The organism is Alloprevotella sp. (assembly GCF_057240785.1).
The window spans coordinates 120,043-138,799 of record NZ_DBHHRH010000030.1 but is presented as its reverse complement, the minus strand read 5'-3'; the positions used below and the strand labels follow the sequence as shown (position 1 = coordinate 138,799).

The window sequence follows — 18,757 nt, the reverse complement described above, 5'->3', positions numbered from 1 at the left end:
AGAAATGAAAATAACTCGTTTTGCCATTCTACTTATCATCAGCGTTCTTCTCACGAGTTGTGCTGGCGAATTGACGGACACCCGTCCGCGCATAGCCGTCAGTATCGAACCGCTGCGCTACTTCACAGAACAGATTGCGGGCGACCACTACAAGGTCACTACACTCATGCCAACAGGAGGAAGCCCTGAGACTTACGAACCAACGCCGCACCAAATAGTGGAGCTCAGTCAGAGTCAACTCTACTTTTCAGTGGGTACGCTGGGGTTCGAACAAACTCAACTGGAGAAAATGGCAGAGACTGCTCCTGAGCTGAGAATCGTTTCACTCATGAAGGGCGTTAATCTCTTGGCAGCACAACATAGTGAAAATAGTTCCAACTCGGCCGACCCACATGTATGGATGTCGACAAGTAATGCCCGCATCTTAGCCAGCAACATTTGCAACGCTTTGTGCGAAGCCGACTCCGCCAATGCTGAGATATACAAAGACAACCTCAAACGTTTCGATGCTCGTGTCGATAGCATTGATGCCGCAATCCGTACCGAACTCAAAGATGTGAGCCATCGCAGTTTTCTCATCTACCACCCCGCTCTCGGCTATTTTGCTCGCGATTACGGTTTGCGCCAACTGGCGGTGGAACAAGACGGCAAAGAACCTTCTGCTGCACGAATGCAACAACTCATCAGAACATGTAAGAACGAAAACGTCAGAGTGGTGTTCATAGAAAAGGAATACAGCGGAAAATCTGCCCGCCGCATAGCGGAGCACTTAGGCGCAAAGGTAAGTATTATCAATCCGCTCGGCTACGACTGGCCAACGGAGCTTTCCATCATTTCAAAGGCTTTGAAAAATGAAGGAACTACTCAAGTTCGATAACCTCTGCCTTACTTACGGGCGGAATACCATTCTCGACCATGTCAGCGCATCCATATCTGAGCGCGACTTTATCGTTCTGACGGGGCCCAACGGTGGGGGTAAAACCACATTGCTACAAATCATTGCAGGACTGTTGCCCCCTACCGCAGGAAGCATCGTTTGCCGACCAGGACTCACGCTGGGCTATCTACCACAGTATAGAGGCATCGATCGCGACTTCCCTATCACCGTGGGCGAGGTAGTACTGAGCGGACTGCAAAACCGCAAACGTCTCTTTACAAGCTTTTCGCGCCAACAAAAAGAACAGGTCGACCGTGTGCTCGAACGCCTACAAATCAGTCAGTTCAAGGAGCGGCCCATCAAAGGGCTTAGTGGCGGGCAGTGGCAACGCGTTTTGCTGGGGCGCGCCATCGTTTCCCAACCCGATCTCCTTCTCCTCGACGAGCCCGACACCCATCTCGACCTCGAAGGGAAGGATTTTCTCTACAATCTCTTGCGCGAAGAAAACAACCACAGTGCTGTGCTCCTTGTTAGCCATGATGCCACAGTCAGCAACACCACTATATGGGAAGTCAAAGACGGCCTGCTCCGCCCCGTTCGCGAGATAGTGTGATAAGCCCTTATTTTTACCCTCAAAATTCCCCTCTTCCTTTCGCCCAAACCGCGCACACAATAAGGCTGTCGGCTCAATAATCCCGGCTTCCTTATTGGAATGCCGAAAAATCTTTCTACTTTTGTAAATTGTATTAGATTGCAAATCAAAAACTATCATAACATATTCAAACACATCAATGAAGCAGTACAAAATTACCAACAACATCATCGGTTGGATTGTTTTTGCTATCGCCGCCTTTACCTACTGCATGACAGTAGAACCTTCGGCGAGCTTCTGGGATTGTCCTGAGTTTATCTCTACGGCAACAAAACTGGAAGTAGGTCACCCGCCCGGTGCACCATTCTTTATGTTAACGGGTAACTTCTTTACCCACTTCACAGGCGACCCTGCCAAGGCGGCTTTTTGCGTCAATATCATGTCGGCGCTCCTTTCTGCCTTGTGTATTTTGTTCCTCTTCTGGACCATCACCCACCTCACGCGGATGCTCATCTGCAAGGACGGGACGGTCACCACTTGGGGACAAATCATCACCATTATGGGTTCGGGCGTTGTGGGCGCTTTGGCTTACACTTGGAGCGACACTTTCTGGTTTTCAGCCGAGGAAGGCGAGGTTTACGCCTACTCCTCCATGTTCACCGCCTTGGTGTTCTGGCTCATCCTTAAGTGGGAAGACCACGCCGACGAGCCACACAGCGACCGCTGGATTGTACTGATTTTCTATCTTACCGGCTTGAGCATTGGCGTTCACTTGCTCAACCTTCTTTGCCTCCCTGCCATCGCTTTGGTTTACTACTACAAGCGCCATCCGCAAGCCCAGACAAAAGGCTCTTTGGTGGCTCTGCTCGTAGGCTTCTTGCTGGTAGCCGCCGTGCTCTATGGCGTTGTCCCGGGCATTGTAAAGGTGGGCGGCTGGTTTGAGCTGTTCTTTGTCAACACCCTCGGAATGCCGTTCAATACAGGTATGGTGGTCTACATCCTCGCCCTCATCGCCGTTGTTTTAACGGCCATTTGGAGCACCACAAAGACCAACCGCACGCTCACCAACGGGCTCTACCTCGCCAGTGTCGGCATGCTCGGTATCCCGTTCTTCGGAACAGGCTTTATGTCCGTGCTCATCGGCATCGTACTCTTAGCTACGCTCTACTTCTTGCTCAACATGAAGCGAAAGGACGGAAAGATGCTGCTGCGCAAGCGCATTCTCAACACGAGCCTCCTCTGTATGCTCATGCTGATGATTGGCTACAGTTCTTATGCTGTCATCGTGATTCGCTCCGTTGCCAATCCGCCAATGGATCAGAACTCCCCCGAGGACATCTTCTCGCTGGGTAGCTACCTCAGTCGTGACCAATACGGCCAAACACCGCTCTTCTTCGGCCAAGCCTTCACTTCTCAGCCCGACTTTGATGCCAACGGACAGGCCATTTATAATACTACAACGGAGCACCACCGCAAGGAAAAAACGCAAGCTAACGAAGCCGACACTTATGAAGATGTTGAGAGTCTCGAATCTCTGCAATATCCTTCGGGTATGAAGATGCTCTTCCCACGTATGTATTCCAGCGCACATGCGCAGGCTTACAACGACTGGTTGGGAGGAAACATCCAGCTCCGTGATGTCAACTACACCACCTCTGGTGGCGACTTCCAGTATGGCCAAATGCCCTCGCAGTGGGACAATCTGAACTTCTTCATGTCCTATCAGATCAACTTCATGTACTGGCGCTATTTCATGTGGAACTTTGCCGGCCGTCAGAACGGCTATCAAAGCAATGGCGAGAAGGAACACGGCAACTGGCTCACTGGTATCCCCTTCATCGACAATGCCATGTATGGCAACCAGAAAGAGCTGCCCAACGAATTGCAGCAGGATAAGGCTCACAACGTGTTCTATATGCTGCCGCTCCTCCTCGGCTTGCTCGGCCTTTTCTGGCAAGCTTTCCGCGGCGACAAGGGCGTGAAGCAATTCTGGGTGGTATTCTTCCTCTTCTTCATGACAGGTCTTGCCATCGTGCTCTATCTGAATCAGACCCCGATGCAACCGCGTGAGCGCGACTATGCTTATGCTGGTTCGTTCTATGCCTTTGCCATCTGGATTGGTATGGGCGTGGCTGCTTTGGCCGATCTCTTGGGTCGTGCGTTAAAGGCAAGAAAGAAAGTCACGGAAGAGTTTGGCGTACTGCCAGCAGCTGTAGCCTCTGTGCTTTGTGTACTCGTGCCGCTTCAAATGGTGAGTCAGACGTGGGACGACCACGACCGTTCTGGCCGCTATGCTTGTCGCGACTTCGGTTTGAACTATCTCGACACTATGCCCGAGAAGTTGGCCGACGGAACACCTGCCAACCCCATCATTTTCTCAAATGGTGACAACGACACCTTCCCCCTCTGGTACAACCAAGAGACCGAAGGTAAGCGTACGGATGCCCGTGTCTGCAATTTGGAATACCTCCAGACGGAATGGTACACCGACCAGATGGTGCGCCCTGCCTACAATTCTCCATCGCTCCCCATTGCGTGGAAGCGTGCCGAATACGTGGACGACGGCAAGCATGGCTACTTCGCCATCGTGGATCGCAAGGCCGAACTCGATGCTTTCAAGAAGGCTCATCCCAATGGTCCTGACCCCTACGAACTCACTTACATCATGGACAACTATGTCCGCACGAAGCAGATCTTCCCTACTGACTCTGTAGTGGTGAAAGTGAACAAGCAGAACGTTATCAATCAGGGTATCACCGTGCCAGCAGGAATGGAAATCCCCGACCATATCAGTCTTTCACTGAAATGGGCTGGAAGAGGAATGTCTCGCAAGCAGGTGATGATTTACGAAATGTTGGCGCGCAACAATTGGAAGCGACCCATCTATATGAGCGTAACGCTTGGAGCTGAGAACTATGCTGGCTTGCAGGACTACTTCTGCCTCGAGGGTTTGGCTTATCGTCTCACACCGTTCAAGCTCGGCCAAAGCCGCATTGATACGGACAAGATGTACACCAACCTCATGAAGCGCTTCAAATATGGTAACGTAGCTATGCCGGGCATTTTCCTCGACGAGACCAACCTACGCATGGCACAGACCCACCGCCGCATGTTCTCTATCCTCGTGGAGCGCCTGCTCAACGAAGGCAAGAAGGACAAGGCGCTCGCCGCTCTGCGCATGTGTGAGAAAGTGTTGCCAGAAGCCACCGTGCCTTACGAATATGCGGATGTTGATCTTGCTACGCTCTGGTTCCATGCTGGCGATAAGGCCAATGCAGCAAGAGTGGCAAAAGAGGTGGCGCGCCAAAACTGGCAGTATCTCAACTGGGCCAACACGCTGCCACAGGAAACAGCGTATGCCTATGCCAACAGTTGCACAAAGACCTTCCTCTACCTCTACCGCTGCGTAGCCCTCCTTCAGGACATGAAGGACAAGGACTTCGCCCTGTGGAACAACCGCGTCAATGCACTGAGTCACACCACGGCAGGTAGCATCGGTTCGCAAGGTGTGATGAAAATGATGCAACAGCAGCAAGCTCCGCAATCGGATGCTAATGCTGACGAGAATAGCTATAATCTTGCAGATTAACCCCATACTCATGGAGAGAAACGGCCCTTATGGAGTCGTTTCTCTCTTTTTCTTTTTAGCACAACACTCATAAAATCTCTCGCGAAATATGTTTATCGAACAACCCACCAAATGGCTCCGATGGCTCTACCCGCTGGCTCTCTGGCGAATGGACAAGAACGTTCGTGCCGTTTATCTCACCTTCGACGATGGACCTATCCCTGAAGTGACGCCGTGGGTGCTCGACGTATTGGACCATTACGGTATCAAGGCCACCTTTTTCATGGTGGGCGACAATGTGCGGAAGCATCCCGAGATTTACGAGATGGTCAAGCAGCGCGGACACCGCATAGGAAACCATACTTTCAACCATATCGGTTCGCTACGTCATGGCATCAACAGCTATATGCGCAACGTGGAGAAGGCCAACGCCTACCTCCGCACCGACCTCTTCCGGCCGCCTCACGGTTGGATGAAACCCGCTCTCTATGTAGCGGCCCGTTTGAAGTATCGCGTGGTGATGTGGGACCTCGTGACGCGCGACTACAGTAAGCGCCTCAACGGTCGCGACGTGTTGCGCAACGTGCAGCGTTATGCACGCAACGGGAGTATCATCACTTTCCACGATTCGCTCAAATCCCACGACAAAATTCTCTATGCCCTCCCTCGCGCCATCGAATGGCTCCGCGATCAGGGCTATGAATTCAAAGTGTTCGATTAGGGAACGGCAAACGGCAAAAGTTCTCGCATTCCTTGACATTATTCTACACACAAAGAGATGGCAAAAAATCTCCATTCAGTGCCATCTGCGGCTTTCTGCGCACATTTTCCCCTTTGAGGTGATTGTTGCAACACGCCAAAAGTCACAGATGGCACTGATTTTCTTATTTTTCCACTGTTTTTCTTCAAAACAAGGAAAAATTAGAGAGAACATAGCAACAGTTTTCCTTATTGTATCGGCCAAAGCAATAAGGGCATCAGCTGGCGCGATAAGGATGTCAGCCGATTGCCTTATTGTAACTATCTACAGCCTTATCCTCCCTCTCCTTCAGCAAGCCTCATCCAAGGATCTACTTACTCCGTGATGGATTTCAACCGATTCTCAGAGCTTAGAAAATAAGAAGTAGATTGACAGGAGGAGGCTCTCCAAGAGATTCTCCCAACCGTTAAGGAAGCCATACCTGCTAAACTTTCCTAAGAGCCACTACAGCTTAAAGAGAAAGGAGCCAACTTTCAGTATTTCAAGTTTTTTAAGAGGAAAAAGTTGCAAGAGAGGCAAAGAAAAGCATAAATTTGCCTTATCCTTCCAAAGAGGGAATAACATCTAAAAACTATTGCTATGGATTACGGTAGAGAAGACTACAACGAACGCGACGGACGCTATCGTGAAGAGGCTGAAACGGACAACATGAAACTCCAAACTGCCTACGAACGCCGGCGACGCATGCAAGAGAAAGACGACTGGTATTCGATTCATGACGAAGACAACCCTTGATGAGCCTTCATTTCTGACAGAAGGCATACTGAACACATCACTCATCAAAGCCGAGGCACTGCGTCTCGGCTTTTCGGCATGTGGACTGGCGCCGGCAGAACCGGTGGATAAGGTTCATGCCGAAAGAAGGCTACAGTGGATCAGCGAGGGACGACATGCCGATATGCAGTATCTGGAGCGCAACATGGACAAACGGCTTGACCCGCGATTGTTGGTGGAGGGGGCGCGAACGATACTTTCCATGGCGCTCAACTACTATCCGGCTGAAAAACTCAGCGGGTGGGCGCTCTCGCGCTACGTTTATGGGCAGGACTACCACGAAGTGATGAAAGCACGCCTCCGACAACTGGCAGAGCATATCCCGCCCAAAGAGGGGTATGAAACGCGCGTGTTTGTGGACACCGCACCGCTGGATGAGCGCTACTGGGCGTGGCGGTGCGGACTGGGCTGGCAGGGACGCTCGGGACAGCTTATCCTGCCGAAAGGTGGGACGTATTTTTTCTTAGGAGAAATCGTTCTGCCCTATGAAGCCGATGTCTACGATACGCCCATAGAAAACCGCTGCGGCACGTGCCATGCGTGTGTCGACGCCTGCCCCGGCCAAGCTCTTCGGGGCGATGGTACGCTCGATGCCAACCGCTGCTTGAGCTATCTGACCATAGAAAATCGTGGCGACCTACCACCGGGGACGGGACAGAAAATGGGGACGTGCTTCTACGGTTGCGACCGCTGCGCCGAAGTTTGCCCGTGGAATCGATTTGCCAAACCCACCGATGTAGAGGAATTTCGCCCCAGCGAACAACTACTGAAAATGACACCCGAAGACTGGAAGCAGCTCACCGTCGAACAGTACCGCGCCATTTTCAAAGGGTCGGCAGTGAAGCGCGCCAAGTTTGAAGGATTGAAAAGAAATATAAAAGCTTTGGATAAGAAAAAATAAAAATTATTTTTCATTGTGTTTCAACGTATTACAAACGATATACAGAAAAATATGAGAAAAAACATTCGTGGGAGTGTAACTTTTGTCGGAGTCCTCCGTCAGTATAGCAGAGAGTGATTATGCAAGACATTGACTTCAGATATGATTTGTTGCCTCTGAAGAATAAACTCTTCAGACTTGCCCTGCGCATCACGCTCGATTCGGCAGAGGCCGAAGATGTTACGTCTGACACACTGATAAAAGTTTGGAACAAACGGGAAGAGCTAAGAGGCGTTGAGAGCATCGAAGCTTACTGCATGACCGTTTGCCGAAACCTTGCTCTCGACCGCCACGAAAAGAAGGAAGCACAAAACCTTTCGCTCGAGGCCAACGAGATAGACGCCGCCGACAATTCCTTTACGCCAGATGAGCAACTGGAACGCGACGAAAAGCTACGCAAGGTGCACGAACTCTTCAACCAACTCCCTGAGCGACAGCGCACCATCATGCAGCTCCGCGACATTGAGGAAAAATCCTACCGCGAGATAGCAACCATCATGGGAGTGAGCGAAGAAGTGGTCAAAGTGACACTCTTCAGAGCACGCCAAGCCATCAGAAAGCAATACGATAAAATTGAGAATTATGGATTATAAGTATATAGAACAACTCCTGGAACGCTACTGGATCGCCGAAACGACCGAGAAAGAGGAAAGTATCCTCCGCGCGTTCTTTAGCCAGCCCGATGTGCCCGCACATCTGCTGCCATACAAGGAATTGTTCTCCTACGAACAATCCCAAGCTGAAATATCATTGAGCGACGATTTCGACGAAAAGATTCTCCAAAAGATTGGTGCAACAGAACCTCAGACAATCGTGGTCCGCGCAAAGCGAGAGAGCATTTTCCGCTCTCTGCGCCCGCTCTACGAGGCTGCCGCAGCCATCGCCATCGTTGCCATGGTGGGCTACAGTGCAAGCAGCTATCTCAACAAGCAGAATAGCCAAAGTCCGTGGGACTACAATCCCGCAAGCTATCAGGACTCCTACCAGTCGGCCCAACAATCCTATAAGGTAGTGCAGGACGGTTTGGAAATGTTCCAAAAAACGGCCAGCGCTGACTCTACAAAACAAAACGACAACCCAAACAGCGCACACGAAGAATGAAACGCCTTCTCAGCATCCTACTGCTGGCGCTGACCTCCCTGACAGTTGCGGCACAGCACGAAACAGACTTTGCTCTTCATTTCATGAAGACATACGCCCAAGGCACAAGCCTTACGTGCAAAACAGTAAGCCCAACCATGATGTCCGCAATGTTGCAGTCCGACGCCATCAACAAAGACAAGGACACAGAGAGCCTCCTACGACAAATTCGCAGCGTTCGCATCATCTCTAACGACAAAATCTCGGAAACGCAGACTCTCCACGAAAAGGCCGAGGCACTCATCAAAGCCAACAAAGGACGCTACCAGCTCTACGATACCTTCGACGGGAAAAATCTCTACACACGCAAACGCGGTGATACCTTCGTGGAAATGGTACTCATAACAAAACAAGAAGGACATCTCTACATCATCGACCTGACAGGAAGCATGACGGAGGCCTTCATCAAGGAGATTACAAATTCATAAAAGATATACATTGGTTTGCCTCGAACCGCGGGGCTTTGAAGAAACAAACATCGCCGCTCAATTATTAAAACAATCAATCACAACCCAGCCCCCACGGCGACAACGGTTGGACGAAATCCGATGGGATTACAAAAAAGGGAGACTCTAACGAGCCTCCTTTTTTCGTGTATTCAGACAGGTTATTACAGCATCTTCATTAAAAAAAACTTCACCTTGTTACTTGAAAAGATCCTCTAAATCAATATCCTCTAAAGAAAACTGACTAACAACTTTTGATTCTTTCATAACTTGCCTTTTTGTACGATATATTTGCAAAATAAACTGATTCTCTTGAAGAGAAAAAAAGAAAACAAGAAGAATCGTACAAAAAGGGAAATATATCAGTGTAAAGTATAATTATATAATATAAAATCACCGTACTTTTGCCACAATAAAACACTTTAGAGAAATGGAAAAGAAAATAATGACCTTCGCCCTAATAATGATGGCTATCATCAGCCAAGCACAGACATTAGAAGAATGTCAGCAAGCTGCAAAGAAAAACTATCCTTGTATCAAAAAGTATGATCTAATTGATCAGACAACAGAACTAACGGTTAAAAACATAAAAAAAGGATGGTTGCCACACTTTACTGCTTCAGCACAAACCACCTACCAAAGTGAAGTTGCATCCTGGCCTCAAAGTATGCAAAGTATGTTTCAGCAAATGGGGCTTAAGATGAAAGGGTTGACCAAGGAACAATATAAAGTGGGAATAGAACTGCAACAAACCATTTATGATGGTGGCATAATTAGCAATCAAAGCCAGATAGCACAACAAGAAGGAAAAATTCAAGCAGCACAAAACGAATCGGACCTGTATCAGGTGCGAAAAAGAATCAATGAGATGTATTTTTCGCTCTTACTATTGGACGAACAAATTAAGCTAAATGAAAATCTTAATGCACTGCTACTTTCGAGTGAAAACAAACTTGCAGCCTGGGTCAAAGTCGGAACAGCTTCCATCAGCGATTTTGATAATGTAAAGGCAGAACGCTTAAGCACAGAGCAACAAATGGCAAATTTGAAATCGCAACGCAAAATATTACAGCATGTATTAAGTACTTTTTGTGGCATAGAAGTAAGTCAGCCTCAGAAGCCAAGTATCCTCCACTCTACAATATCTACGAACAATCGTCCAGAACTAAGAATTTTCGACAATCAGCTAAAACTTACAGAGATACAAGAGAGAGCCTTAAATGCACAAATAAGACCCAAGTTCGGTCTTTTTGCCCAAGGTTATTATGGTTATCCAGGATTGAACATTTTTGAGGACATGATGAGTAATAAGTGGAGACTGAATGGCATTGTAGGGCTAAAGCTTTCGTGGAATATAGGAGCTCTCTATACTCGAAAAAACGACAAGGAGAAGTTGAAGAAACAACGAGCCATGATTGAAAACACACGTGACGTCTTTCTCTTCAACAATAATATAGAACAGATACAACAGACAGAAAATATTAGCAGGTACCACAGTTTGATGCAAAGTGATGATGAAATAATTGTACTGCGCACCAATGTTCGAAAGGCTGCTGAATCGAAGCTCACCCATGGAATCATCGATGTCAATAGTTTGCTGCGAGAAATATATAACGAGAATTCGGCAAAGACACAACGAGCAATACATGAGATTGAGATGCTCCAGGAAATGTATAATCTGAAATATACCAACAACGAATAAAAACAACCGACAAATATGAAAAAGATTTTTCTATTAGCCAGTATTACTTTTCTGCTGGCATCGTGTAGCGACCATAAAAAAGATTATGATGCAACAGGAACGTTTGAAGCTACGGAGGTGACGGTTGCAGCAAAGTCTTCGGGAGAACTTAAAAGTTTCAATCTATCAGAAGGACAAAACGTACAAGCAAACCAAGTTGTAGGAAAGATAGACGACTTTCAGCTACAACAAAAACAAGAAGAACTAACAGCAACAGAACAACAATTGGACGAAAACGCCTCAGCAACAAGTAGTCGCCAATTGAATATACAAGAACAGTTAGCATCACTGTCGCAGCAAATAACCAATGAAGAAAAAGAACAAAAGAGATACGCCGAATTGGTAAAGGATGGTGCTGTTCCACGCAAGCAACTCGATGACATTAGCAATCACATAAAAGTATTACAACGACAATATGATGCCACACGCAATCAAATTAATAGTAACAACACTTCACTTAAAAAGCAAGTTCTTGCTATCAATGCACAAAAGCAGGGAATAAAAGCGCAGAAACGTCAGATAGAAGATCAAATCAACAACACACAAATATCCTCACCCATATCAGGTGTAGTTTTGGAGAAATATGTAGAAAAAGGCGAATTCATTTCCATGAGCAAGCCGCTCTTTAAGGTTGCAGATACAAAAACAATGTTCATTCGAGCCTATGTTACCTCTAAACAGCTAAAAAATATCAAACTGGGACAAAAGGCGACAGTCATGGCAGACTACGGAAATGGACAAAAGAAACAATACAATGGCATTATCACATGGATTTCAAGCCGCTCAGAATTCACGCCCAAAACTATTCTCACTGATGATGAGAGAGCCGATTTGGTTTATGCAGTCAAAATACAATTCCAAAACGATGATTATGTAAAGATAGGAATGTATGGAGAAGTGAAGTTTTAAGCCTTTGTCAAAGCAATGAAAGCAATCGAAGTAAATAATATATCTAAGCACTATAATAAGGTACAGGCACTACGCAATGTCAGTTTTTCTGTGAACAAAGGCGAGGTGTTTGGAGTTATAGGTCCTGATGGAGCTGGCAAGACATCTATGTACAGAATTCTTTGCTCGTTGCTTCTTCCCGAATCAGGTACGGCTACGGTTGACGGTTTTGACGTTGTGCGACAAATGAACGAGATACGCAAGCGAGTGGGATACATGCCAGGCAAATTTTCACTTTATCAAGACTTGACGGTAGAAGAAAATCTTCGCTTCTTTGCAACGCTCTTTAATACGACAGTAGAAGAAAGCTACGACTCAATCAAAACCATCTATTCACAGATTGAACAATTTAAGGATCGCAAGGCAGGAGCGCTCTCTGGCGGTATGAAACAAAAGTTGGCGCTCTGTTGTGCACTTGTACATCAGCCGAGTGTTCTATTTCTCGACGAACCTACGACAGGTGTTGATCCTGTCAGTCGTAAAGACTTCTGGGAAATACTTGCACAACTAAAAGAGCGCAATATAACAATCGTTGCATCCACACCTTATCTCGATGAAGTGAGAAATTGTGAGCGTGTAGCTTTTCTTTCAGAAGGCATTATAAAGGGAATTGGAACTCCTGAGGAAATTCTTACAGAGTTTAGAGATATCTTTAATCCTCCTGGTATCGAACATAGAGAAAGCTATAACATCAACAAGACGTCTGAAAATGTCATTGAAGTAGAACATCTCGTCAAAGCCTTTGGTACTTTCCATGCAGTAGACAATATTTCCTTCACCGTCAAGAAGGGAGAAATCTTTGGTTTCCTTGGTGCTAACGGAGCAGGCAAGACCACGGCAATGCACATGCTCACGGGGCTCAACCAACCAACAAGTGGAACAGGCAGAGTGGTAGGTTTTGACATACGAACCGAGTATGAACAGATAAAGAAACACATCGGGTACATGAGTCAGAAGTTCTCGCTCTATGAAGACCTTACTGTTGCAGAAAATATCTCTCTCTTTGCAGGCATCTACGGTATGACAGATAAGGAGATTCGACGCAAGACAGATAGGTTATTGCAGAAATTGGATTTTTCCGAGCATCGCAACACCTTGGTAGCCAGTTTACCTTTAGGATGGAAACAGAAATTGGCTTTCTCTGTCAGCATCTTTCATGAACCAGGAGTTGTATTTCTCGACGAACCAACGGGAGGAGTTGATCCGGCAACGCGCCGCCAGTTTTGGGAGCTTATCTACGATGCTGCTAAGCAAGGAATAACGGTCTTTGTTACTACTCACTATATGGACGAAGCTGAATACTGTGATCGTATTTCTATTATGGTAGATGGTAAAATCAAAGCCTTAGGTACACCCAACGAACTTAAGCAAAAGCTCAATCAGCCTGATATGGACCACGTATTCACTTATCTGGCACGCCAGGCAACAAGAAGTTCCGACTAACGATTATATTCATAAAATAATGCCCAACATAGAATGAAGCAGTTTATTTCATTTGTCATCAAGGAAGCCAAACACATTGTTCGCGATAAGCGCACAATGCTGATACTATTTGGAATGCCTATTGTCATGATGCTTCTCTTTGGCTTTGCTATCACCAACGACATAAAGAACGTACGAATAATTATAGTCACGAGCAATGCTGACTACGCCACCCAACAAGCAACAGATCGCTTAGCTGCATCTGAGTTTTTTACGATTGCAAAAGTCGTTGCCACACCTGCCGAAGCAGAACAATCCATTCGAAACCAAGAGGCTGATATGGCAATTGTCTTTTCTCAAGACTTTGCAAGCAAGAAGTCGGGTTTTCAACTCATTGTTGATGGTGCAGACCCTAACATGGCGCAGCAATGGTCAAACTATGCAAGTGCAGTTCTTATGAATCCGAAAGAAAACAGCATAAACACAAAGCTGCTATACAATCCGCATATGAAATCCGCCTACAACTTCGTACCTGCAATTATGGGTATGCTCCTAATGCTGATTTGTGCCATGATGACTTCTATTTCCATCGTCCGCGAAAAAGAAAAAGGAACAATGGAAGTATTACTGGTTTCACCCACGCGCCCCCTGATGATTATCATTGCTAAAGTAGTACCCTATTTAGTGCTTGCTTTCGTCATCTTGATAGCAATACTTCTTATGGCCACTTTTGTATTAGGCGTACCGATACAAGGTTCTCTATTTTGGATATTCCTTATTTCCACCATATACATTCTCTTAGCTCTTTCGTTGGGTTTACTTGTTTCTACTGTTGCTCAAACTCAACTTGTGGCATTGTTGCTATCAGCGATGGTATTACTAATGCCCATTGTCATGCTCTCAGGCATGATCTTTCCTGTTGAATCAATGCCTCAAATTTTGCAGTACGCTTCGGTCATTATCCCCACACGCTACTATATTAGTGCTATGCGAAAACTAATGATAATGGGAGTTGGAGTGGAGCAAGTATATCATGAAATAATTATCCTTACAAGTATGCTTGTTGTATTACTGTTTCTCTCACTCGCTAAGTTTAACAAAAGATTAGAATAGAATTCTATGACACTGAAATATCTCTTACGAAAGGAGTTCACTCAGATTCGTCGAAACTCGTTTATTCCAAGGCTCATCATAGTTTTCCCCATTATAATTATGTGTGTGATGCCGTGGGTGATGAACATGGAGGTAAAGAATATTCTGGTTGATGTAGTAGATAACGATCGCTCAACTCTTTCGCAACAATTAGTACACGAAATAGAAGCAAGCAAATACTTCATCTTCCATGGGCAACAACCCACATACGCGGCAGCACTCAACAATATAGAACATTCCGAGGCTGATATAGCAATGGTAATCCCGGAACACTATAGTCGCGACATCACCTTAGGGCGCATGCCGCAAGTTCTCATTGCTGCTAACGCTGTTAATGGCACAAAAGGTTCAATGGGAGCAGCTTATCTTTCCCAAATTGTGTCTACCAATGCTTCACCTTCTGCTGCTGCCATACAATCTAAAATATCTACACTATACCTCTACAACAAACACTTAAACTTCAAACTATTCATGATTCCTGCCCTCTTTGCCATCGTGATGATGCTAATGACAGGATTCCTACCAACACTCAACATTGTGAGCGAAAAAGAAGCAGGCACAATCGAACAAATAAACGTAACCCCTATAAGCAAATGGACATTTATCCTTGCCAAACTCATTCCTTATTGGGTTATTGCCTTCTTCATCATTACAGTCTGTCTGTTCATAGCATGGGCTGTATATGGTATAACCCCAAAAGGAAATATTGCCCTTATCTATTTACTGGCAATGTTGCTGGCTCTATTCTTCTCATCTTTCGGACTGATCATTTCCAACTACTCCGACACCATGCAGCAAGCTATCTTCGTGATGTGGTTTTTCGTGGTCATCCTCCTTCTACTTTCAGGTCTTTTCACGCCTACTCGCTCTATGCCTTCTTTAGCTTATCTCACAACATACATCAATCCTGTAAGCTATTTCATAGAAGCAATGCGCACTGTCTTTATTCGTGGTGGTAATTTTAGCAGTATTATTCACCAAGTATTTGCACTCCTCAGTATAGGCATGTTTATGGGAAGTTGGGCTGTAATAAGCTATAAGAAGAACAATTAATCTAAGTGCGCTTTTTACAATCATTGCATATATGAACATAAATATCCTTATTGCATTTCTAAATACAATAAGGCTGTCAGCTCATATCCTTATTGTATCAGCCGACGCGCTTATTGTAGGTGCACATAGAAATAAGAGAAGAAGAAAGAGGGAGTACATACGCTTCTCTCCTGTGTTGTTTTTTTGTTGTCACGTCGTCACGTTGTCACACACTGCCATTATCTCTCTGAAAAACAGCCAACTACAAGCGTGACAACAAGGTGACAACAAAATCATGGTCAAAAAGTGTTGTCACACAGTTAAGCATTTAGTTATCAGAATATTTCCAACATCTGTGACAATGTGACAACAAAATACAACTTTTTTAATGGGTGTCAGAAGGAGAGCATACAAGCACCTAATAAGTTAACTATGAAATTGTCAAAGCATTCATGTCTGGAGTGCTCCACTTATGCAATGTTCTTAAGTTCTTCTTTCTCCGTTTTCTATTTTACTCAAACCAAGCTCTTTTTCAGCACTATGCGCGATTCGGGACCCATATTGAACAAAAGATCTACGATGCTCAAATTGGGGAGAAAGCCTAAACGGGACTGGAAAACTTGATAGTATGGCACAACACGGAAACGCGCATCTTCCTCAAAGCTGGCCTTCGGACGGATAAGATCGCGGCAGTCTTCAATCTCTGGCCCAGGAGTCTTGACATATTCCGTGGTGGGACGTATATCGGGCGTCAGCATGAGCAGTTCACAAATCTTGGCTTGCAAAGCATCGTTGAAATCAATCAGATATTCGTAGGGCTCTTCATAGAACTGGCGAAAATCGTCCTCATAATAAGGGAAATAAGGACTTTGCTCGTAGGCCGACACCAGAGCTGTCCAATGCAGACGGCGCCAACGACCGTGGTCGCTAATACGTAGGTCGCGCATGGGCTGATTGTTCTCACCCGTACGAACGATTGGGATGGTCAGTGCCAGCGGCCCATTGCTCGACGCGATAACAGCTCGGTTGCGATAAGTTTGCTTAACATAATAATCGCAACGTTCGGTCAGTATTTGATCGGCAGCATACAGGCGCGCGAAATACTGAATGGGAGGAAGGTATGCGGAGGAGAGTAAGACTGTGTTCAAGGGAAAAACGAAGAATAAAAAGAAGCTATCAGAGAGGGCGCAGGAAACGATTCCAGCGCGGCTGCCAATTGCGACTGCTATAAGTGATGCAGAGCGCAGGGCCAAGGATAAAACTCTCGGGAAGAAGGCCTACGTTCTCCAGCCAATAATAGTTCTGACTGAAATGTAGGCGCGTTGTGGGAACACCGCCGATAAGCAAACGTTTTCCAACTATCTGTACCGCTCGCGCCTTTTCATAGTGACGAAGCACATAGTACAGCAATCGAGCACTCTGCGGCTGTACATCAACAGGTTCGCAATGGCCGGGCACCATAAAAGAATTCTCCATGCCTGCTCGCTTCAGAAAAGAAACTCTCTGCTGCTGATTGTCCACCCAAAGGGAGTCGCCAGGACGTGCAATGATGCGAGCCAACTCTACCCTCGCTGTTGAGGGATGACGGAAAGCTACTATCGTTCCTCGCTTCATTCCTGCCGAAACATATCGCCCCACCAGCAAGCGGTCGCCCTCTTGCAAACTTAGCTCAGGTAGAGCTGTTTGCACCTCGTAGTGAGTCACAAAGCAGCAGCGCACGAGCAAGAGCAGGGAGATGGCTACAACAAGAGGCAATATGTAGACTTTCAGTAGACGCAAACTTTGGAGAAATGAAAAAAGTGCAAAAGATGAAATATGCTAACAGGCTAAGACCTGAGCGCCTTACGAGGCTGATTAGCACATTCCATCTTTGGTAGATTTACTTTATGTTGCTGACATTTTTGAAGAAGCGATTCCAGCGAATCTTACCACTCAGCCAGCCATAGTCTTGGTCGAGCGACAACCAAACAAAGAGAGGCTTACCCACAACATGGTCTTCTGGAACGAAACCCCAGAAACGGGAATCGGCAGAATTGTCTCGATTGTCACCCATCATCCAGTAGTAGTCCATCTTGAAGGTGTAGCGATCCGTTTGGCGCCCGTTGATATAGATTTTCCCATTGCGAACTTCCAGCGTGTTACCTTCGTAGACACGGATGCAGCGTTCATAGAGGGGCAACGTTGAGAGCGACAGCAGTTTGGTGGCTCCGCGCTTCGGAATCCAAATAGGACCGTAGTTTGAAGTAGACCAATTTTTGGCCATATTCTGCGGGAAGAGCCAGTCCGTTGCGCTGGGGAAAGGTTCTATTTTTGCAACCATCCCCTTCTGGCTTGTGAGGTATTGCTTCACAGCCTTCGTAAGCGGCATGACATAGGTGTTCGTTTGCGGAACATTAGAGGAGAGATCCTCAGCTGTTATACCCAAATCTTTTATCTCATCGGCACTCGGCAGAGAGTTGAACGTCACACTATAGCTATACTGTACATTTTCGGGTTCGGGATTCGGTTTACCATCAAGATAGATGCGATTGTTGATGATTTGGAGCGTCTGTCCTGGCAGTCCGACACAGCGTTTCACATAGTTCTCACGGCGATCCGTGGGACGGCTCAACACTTCACCAAATTCAGGTTCGTTAGCATCTATATAAGCTCGTCCGGCAGCATATATCTTACGATAAACGGCTTGCTGCTCTGCGTAGGGCGTTGTCGGGGTAAGCGTGCTCGAGAAAGGCTTCTGAAGTCCCATTTGCTGCGTAAGCATTTGGTCGCCCAACTGATATGCCAAACGGTAGAAATCTTGCTGCTGCACATTGGCCACCACCGTGTCGCCAGCGGGATAGTTGAACACGACAATATCATTCACCTGCACGTGGCCCAATCCCTTCACGCGGCGGTAATCCCAATGCGGATGTTCCAGATAGCTCTTACAGCCCAAAATCGGGAACGTGTGCTGCATAAGAGGCATAGAGAGCGGCGTTTGCGGAATGCGCGGACCGTAGCTCAACTTACTCACGAGGAGATAGTCGCCCGTCAGAAGCGTCTTTTCCAAAGAGGAAGACGGAATGACAAAATTCTGGAAGAAGAATTGGTTTAAGAAATAAACGGCCACCAAGGCAAAGACGATGGCGTCGACCCATGCCATAACGGAGCGAGCTGTCTTGTTCTTGAGTTGCTTCCACCAACTCCAATTTATCTTACGAGTCACATAAGCATCGAAGAGGAAAGGGAGAACGATAAGTCCCCACCAACTGCCCACCCAATAAAGGAAAGCGAGGTAGAGAACGGTGTAGATGCTAAACTTTATCCAGTTGGGCTTTTTCTGTGTGGCTTCCACCTGAGTTTGTGTTTTTTCTGTCGTCATCTTT

The 18,757-nt window shown here is 46.5% G+C and carries 17 protein-coding genes and 1 pseudogene; 14 read left to right on the top strand and 4 right to left on the bottom strand.

What is annotated here, in order from left to right; all coding sequences use genetic code 11:
- The first annotated feature begins 4 nt into the window (after positions 1 to 4).
- The 14 genes from ACO4R2_RS06845 (at position 5) to ACO4R2_RS06780 (ending at position 15,413) form a co-directional block, all read left to right on the top strand.
- Positions 5 to 877, top strand: coding sequence for a metal ABC transporter solute-binding protein, Zn/Mn family (locus ACO4R2_RS06845; protein ID WP_484769670.1), 873 nt, complete (start codon positions 5 to 7; stop codon positions 875 to 877).
- The gene (locus ACO4R2_RS06840; protein ID WP_311490044.1) at positions 852 to 1,490 is read left to right on the top strand and encodes an ATP-binding cassette domain-containing protein; all 639 of its coding nucleotides are present in this window, start codon (positions 852 to 854) and stop codon (positions 1,488 to 1,490) included. The genes ACO4R2_RS06845 and ACO4R2_RS06840 overlap by 26 nt, the downstream gene beginning before the upstream one ends.
- Before the next feature lie 178 nt (positions 1,491 to 1,668).
- On the top strand, positions 1,669 to 5,058 hold the full coding sequence (locus ACO4R2_RS06835) for a glycosyltransferase family 117 protein (RefSeq protein WP_484769669.1): 3,390 nt from the start codon (positions 1,669 to 1,671) through the stop codon (positions 5,056 to 5,058).
- 88 nt (positions 5,059 to 5,146) lie between these two features.
- A complete protein-coding gene (locus tag ACO4R2_RS06830; RefSeq protein WP_009347653.1) occupies positions 5,147 to 5,758 on the top strand; it encodes a polysaccharide deacetylase family protein in 612 nt (203 codons plus the stop codon).
- Between the two features lie 618 nt (positions 5,759 to 6,376).
- On the top strand, positions 6,377 to 6,532 hold the full coding sequence (locus tag ACO4R2_RS06825) for a hypothetical protein (RefSeq protein WP_315090981.1): 156 nt from the start codon (positions 6,377 to 6,379) through the stop codon (positions 6,530 to 6,532).
- Positions 6,513 to 7,472 (top strand): tRNA epoxyqueuosine(34) reductase QueG, encoded by a 960-nt coding sequence (gene queG, locus ACO4R2_RS06820; protein WP_484769668.1) that lies wholly within the window; start codon positions 6,513 to 6,515, stop codon positions 7,470 to 7,472. The genes ACO4R2_RS06825 and queG overlap by 20 nt, the downstream gene beginning before the upstream one ends.
- A 119-nt stretch (positions 7,473 to 7,591) precedes the next feature.
- Positions 7,592 to 8,104, top strand: a complete 513-nt coding sequence (locus tag ACO4R2_RS06815) for an RNA polymerase sigma factor (RefSeq protein ID WP_311490040.1) — start codon at positions 7,592 to 7,594, stop codon at positions 8,102 to 8,104.
- On the top strand, positions 8,094 to 8,612 hold the full coding sequence (locus ACO4R2_RS06810) for a hypothetical protein (protein ID WP_311490039.1): 519 nt from the start codon (positions 8,094 to 8,096) through the stop codon (positions 8,610 to 8,612). Before ACO4R2_RS06815 ends, ACO4R2_RS06810 begins: the two co-directional genes overlap by 11 nt.
- Positions 8,609 to 9,079 (top strand): DUF4252 domain-containing protein, encoded by a 471-nt coding sequence (locus tag ACO4R2_RS06805; protein ID WP_484769667.1) that lies wholly within the window; start codon positions 8,609 to 8,611, stop codon positions 9,077 to 9,079. The genes ACO4R2_RS06810 and ACO4R2_RS06805 overlap by 4 nt, the downstream gene beginning before the upstream one ends.
- Positions 9,080 to 9,527: 448 nt before the next feature.
- A complete protein-coding gene (locus tag ACO4R2_RS06800) occupies positions 9,528 to 10,799 on the top strand; it encodes a TolC family protein (protein ID WP_484769666.1) in 1,272 nt (423 codons plus the stop codon).
- Between the two features lie 15 nt (positions 10,800 to 10,814).
- Complete coding sequence (locus tag ACO4R2_RS06795) at positions 10,815 to 11,747, top strand: HlyD family secretion protein (protein WP_484769665.1); 933 nt, start codon at positions 10,815 to 10,817, stop codon at positions 11,745 to 11,747.
- A gap of 15 nt (positions 11,748 to 11,762) precedes the next feature.
- Complete coding sequence (locus tag ACO4R2_RS06790; protein ID WP_484769664.1) at positions 11,763 to 13,229, top strand: ATP-binding cassette domain-containing protein; 1,467 nt, start codon at positions 11,763 to 11,765, stop codon at positions 13,227 to 13,229.
- Between the two features lie 33 nt (positions 13,230 to 13,262).
- The gene (locus ACO4R2_RS06785) at positions 13,263 to 14,321 is read left to right on the top strand and encodes an ABC transporter permease (RefSeq protein ID WP_484769663.1); all 1,059 of its coding nucleotides are present in this window, start codon (positions 13,263 to 13,265) and stop codon (positions 14,319 to 14,321) included.
- Between the two features lie 6 nt (positions 14,322 to 14,327).
- Complete coding sequence (locus tag ACO4R2_RS06780) at positions 14,328 to 15,413, top strand: ABC transporter permease (protein ID WP_484769662.1); 1,086 nt, start codon at positions 14,328 to 14,330, stop codon at positions 15,411 to 15,413.
- 392 nt (positions 15,414 to 15,805) lie between these two features.
- Here the strand turns inward: ACO4R2_RS06780 and ACO4R2_RS06775 are convergent.
- The 4 genes and pseudogenes from ACO4R2_RS06775 to lepB all read right to left on the bottom strand — a co-directional run.
- Positions 15,806 to 15,898 (bottom strand): annotated as a pseudogene (locus ACO4R2_RS06775) (IS982 family transposase); the annotation flags it as partial.
- 9 nt (positions 15,899 to 15,907) lie between these two features.
- Positions 15,908 to 16,540 carry a WbqC family protein gene (locus ACO4R2_RS06770; RefSeq protein ID WP_484769661.1) on the bottom strand — a complete coding sequence of 211 codons (633 nt, stop codon included), beginning with the start codon at positions 16,538 to 16,540 and terminating at the stop codon, positions 15,908 to 15,910.
- A 28-nt stretch (positions 16,541 to 16,568) separates the two neighbouring features.
- On the bottom strand, positions 16,569 to 17,171 hold the full coding sequence (locus tag ACO4R2_RS06765) for a S26 family signal peptidase (protein ID WP_484769660.1): 603 nt from the start codon (positions 17,169 to 17,171) through the stop codon (positions 16,569 to 16,571).
- 100 nt (positions 17,172 to 17,271) lie between these two features.
- Positions 17,272 to 18,753: a signal peptidase I gene (lepB, locus tag ACO4R2_RS06760; protein ID WP_484769659.1), complete on the bottom strand. Its 1,482-nt coding sequence runs from the start codon at positions 18,751 to 18,753 to the stop codon at positions 17,272 to 17,274.
- Positions 18,754 to 18,757 lie beyond the last annotated feature (4 nt).

Bases quoted from the DNA above. Each gene is read 5' to 3' on its own strand.
- ACO4R2_RS06845 (WP_484769670.1), top strand. From the start codon at position 5: ATGAAAATAACTCGTTTTGCCATTCTACTTATCATCAGCGTTCTTCTC.
- ACO4R2_RS06840 (WP_311490044.1), top strand. From the start codon at position 852: ATGAAGGAACTACTCAAGTTCGATAACCTCTGCCTTACTTACGGGCGG.
- ACO4R2_RS06835 (WP_484769669.1), top strand. From the start codon at position 1,669: ATGAAGCAGTACAAAATTACCAACAACATCATCGGTTGGATTGTTTTT.
- ACO4R2_RS06830 (WP_009347653.1), top strand. From the start codon at position 5,147: ATGTTTATCGAACAACCCACCAAATGGCTCCGATGGCTCTACCCGCTG.
- ACO4R2_RS06825 (WP_315090981.1), top strand. From the start codon at position 6,377: ATGGATTACGGTAGAGAAGACTACAACGAACGCGACGGACGCTATCGT.
- queG (WP_484769668.1), top strand. From the start codon at position 6,513: ATGACGAAGACAACCCTTGATGAGCCTTCATTTCTGACAGAAGGCATA.
- ACO4R2_RS06815 (WP_311490040.1), top strand. From the start codon at position 7,592: ATGCAAGACATTGACTTCAGATATGATTTGTTGCCTCTGAAGAATAAA.
- ACO4R2_RS06810 (WP_311490039.1), top strand. From the start codon at position 8,094: ATGGATTATAAGTATATAGAACAACTCCTGGAACGCTACTGGATCGCC.
- ACO4R2_RS06805 (WP_484769667.1), top strand. From the start codon at position 8,609: ATGAAACGCCTTCTCAGCATCCTACTGCTGGCGCTGACCTCCCTGACA.
- ACO4R2_RS06800 (WP_484769666.1), top strand. From the start codon at position 9,528: ATGGAAAAGAAAATAATGACCTTCGCCCTAATAATGATGGCTATCATC.
- ACO4R2_RS06795 (WP_484769665.1), top strand. From the start codon at position 10,815: ATGAAAAAGATTTTTCTATTAGCCAGTATTACTTTTCTGCTGGCATCG.
- ACO4R2_RS06790 (WP_484769664.1), top strand. From the start codon at position 11,763: ATGAAAGCAATCGAAGTAAATAATATATCTAAGCACTATAATAAGGTA.
- ACO4R2_RS06785 (WP_484769663.1), top strand. From the start codon at position 13,263: ATGAAGCAGTTTATTTCATTTGTCATCAAGGAAGCCAAACACATTGTT.
- ACO4R2_RS06780 (WP_484769662.1), top strand. From the start codon at position 14,328: ATGACACTGAAATATCTCTTACGAAAGGAGTTCACTCAGATTCGTCGA.
- lepB (WP_484769659.1), bottom strand. From the start codon at position 18,753: ATGACGACAGAAAAAACACAAACTCAGGTGGAAGCCACACAGAAAAAG.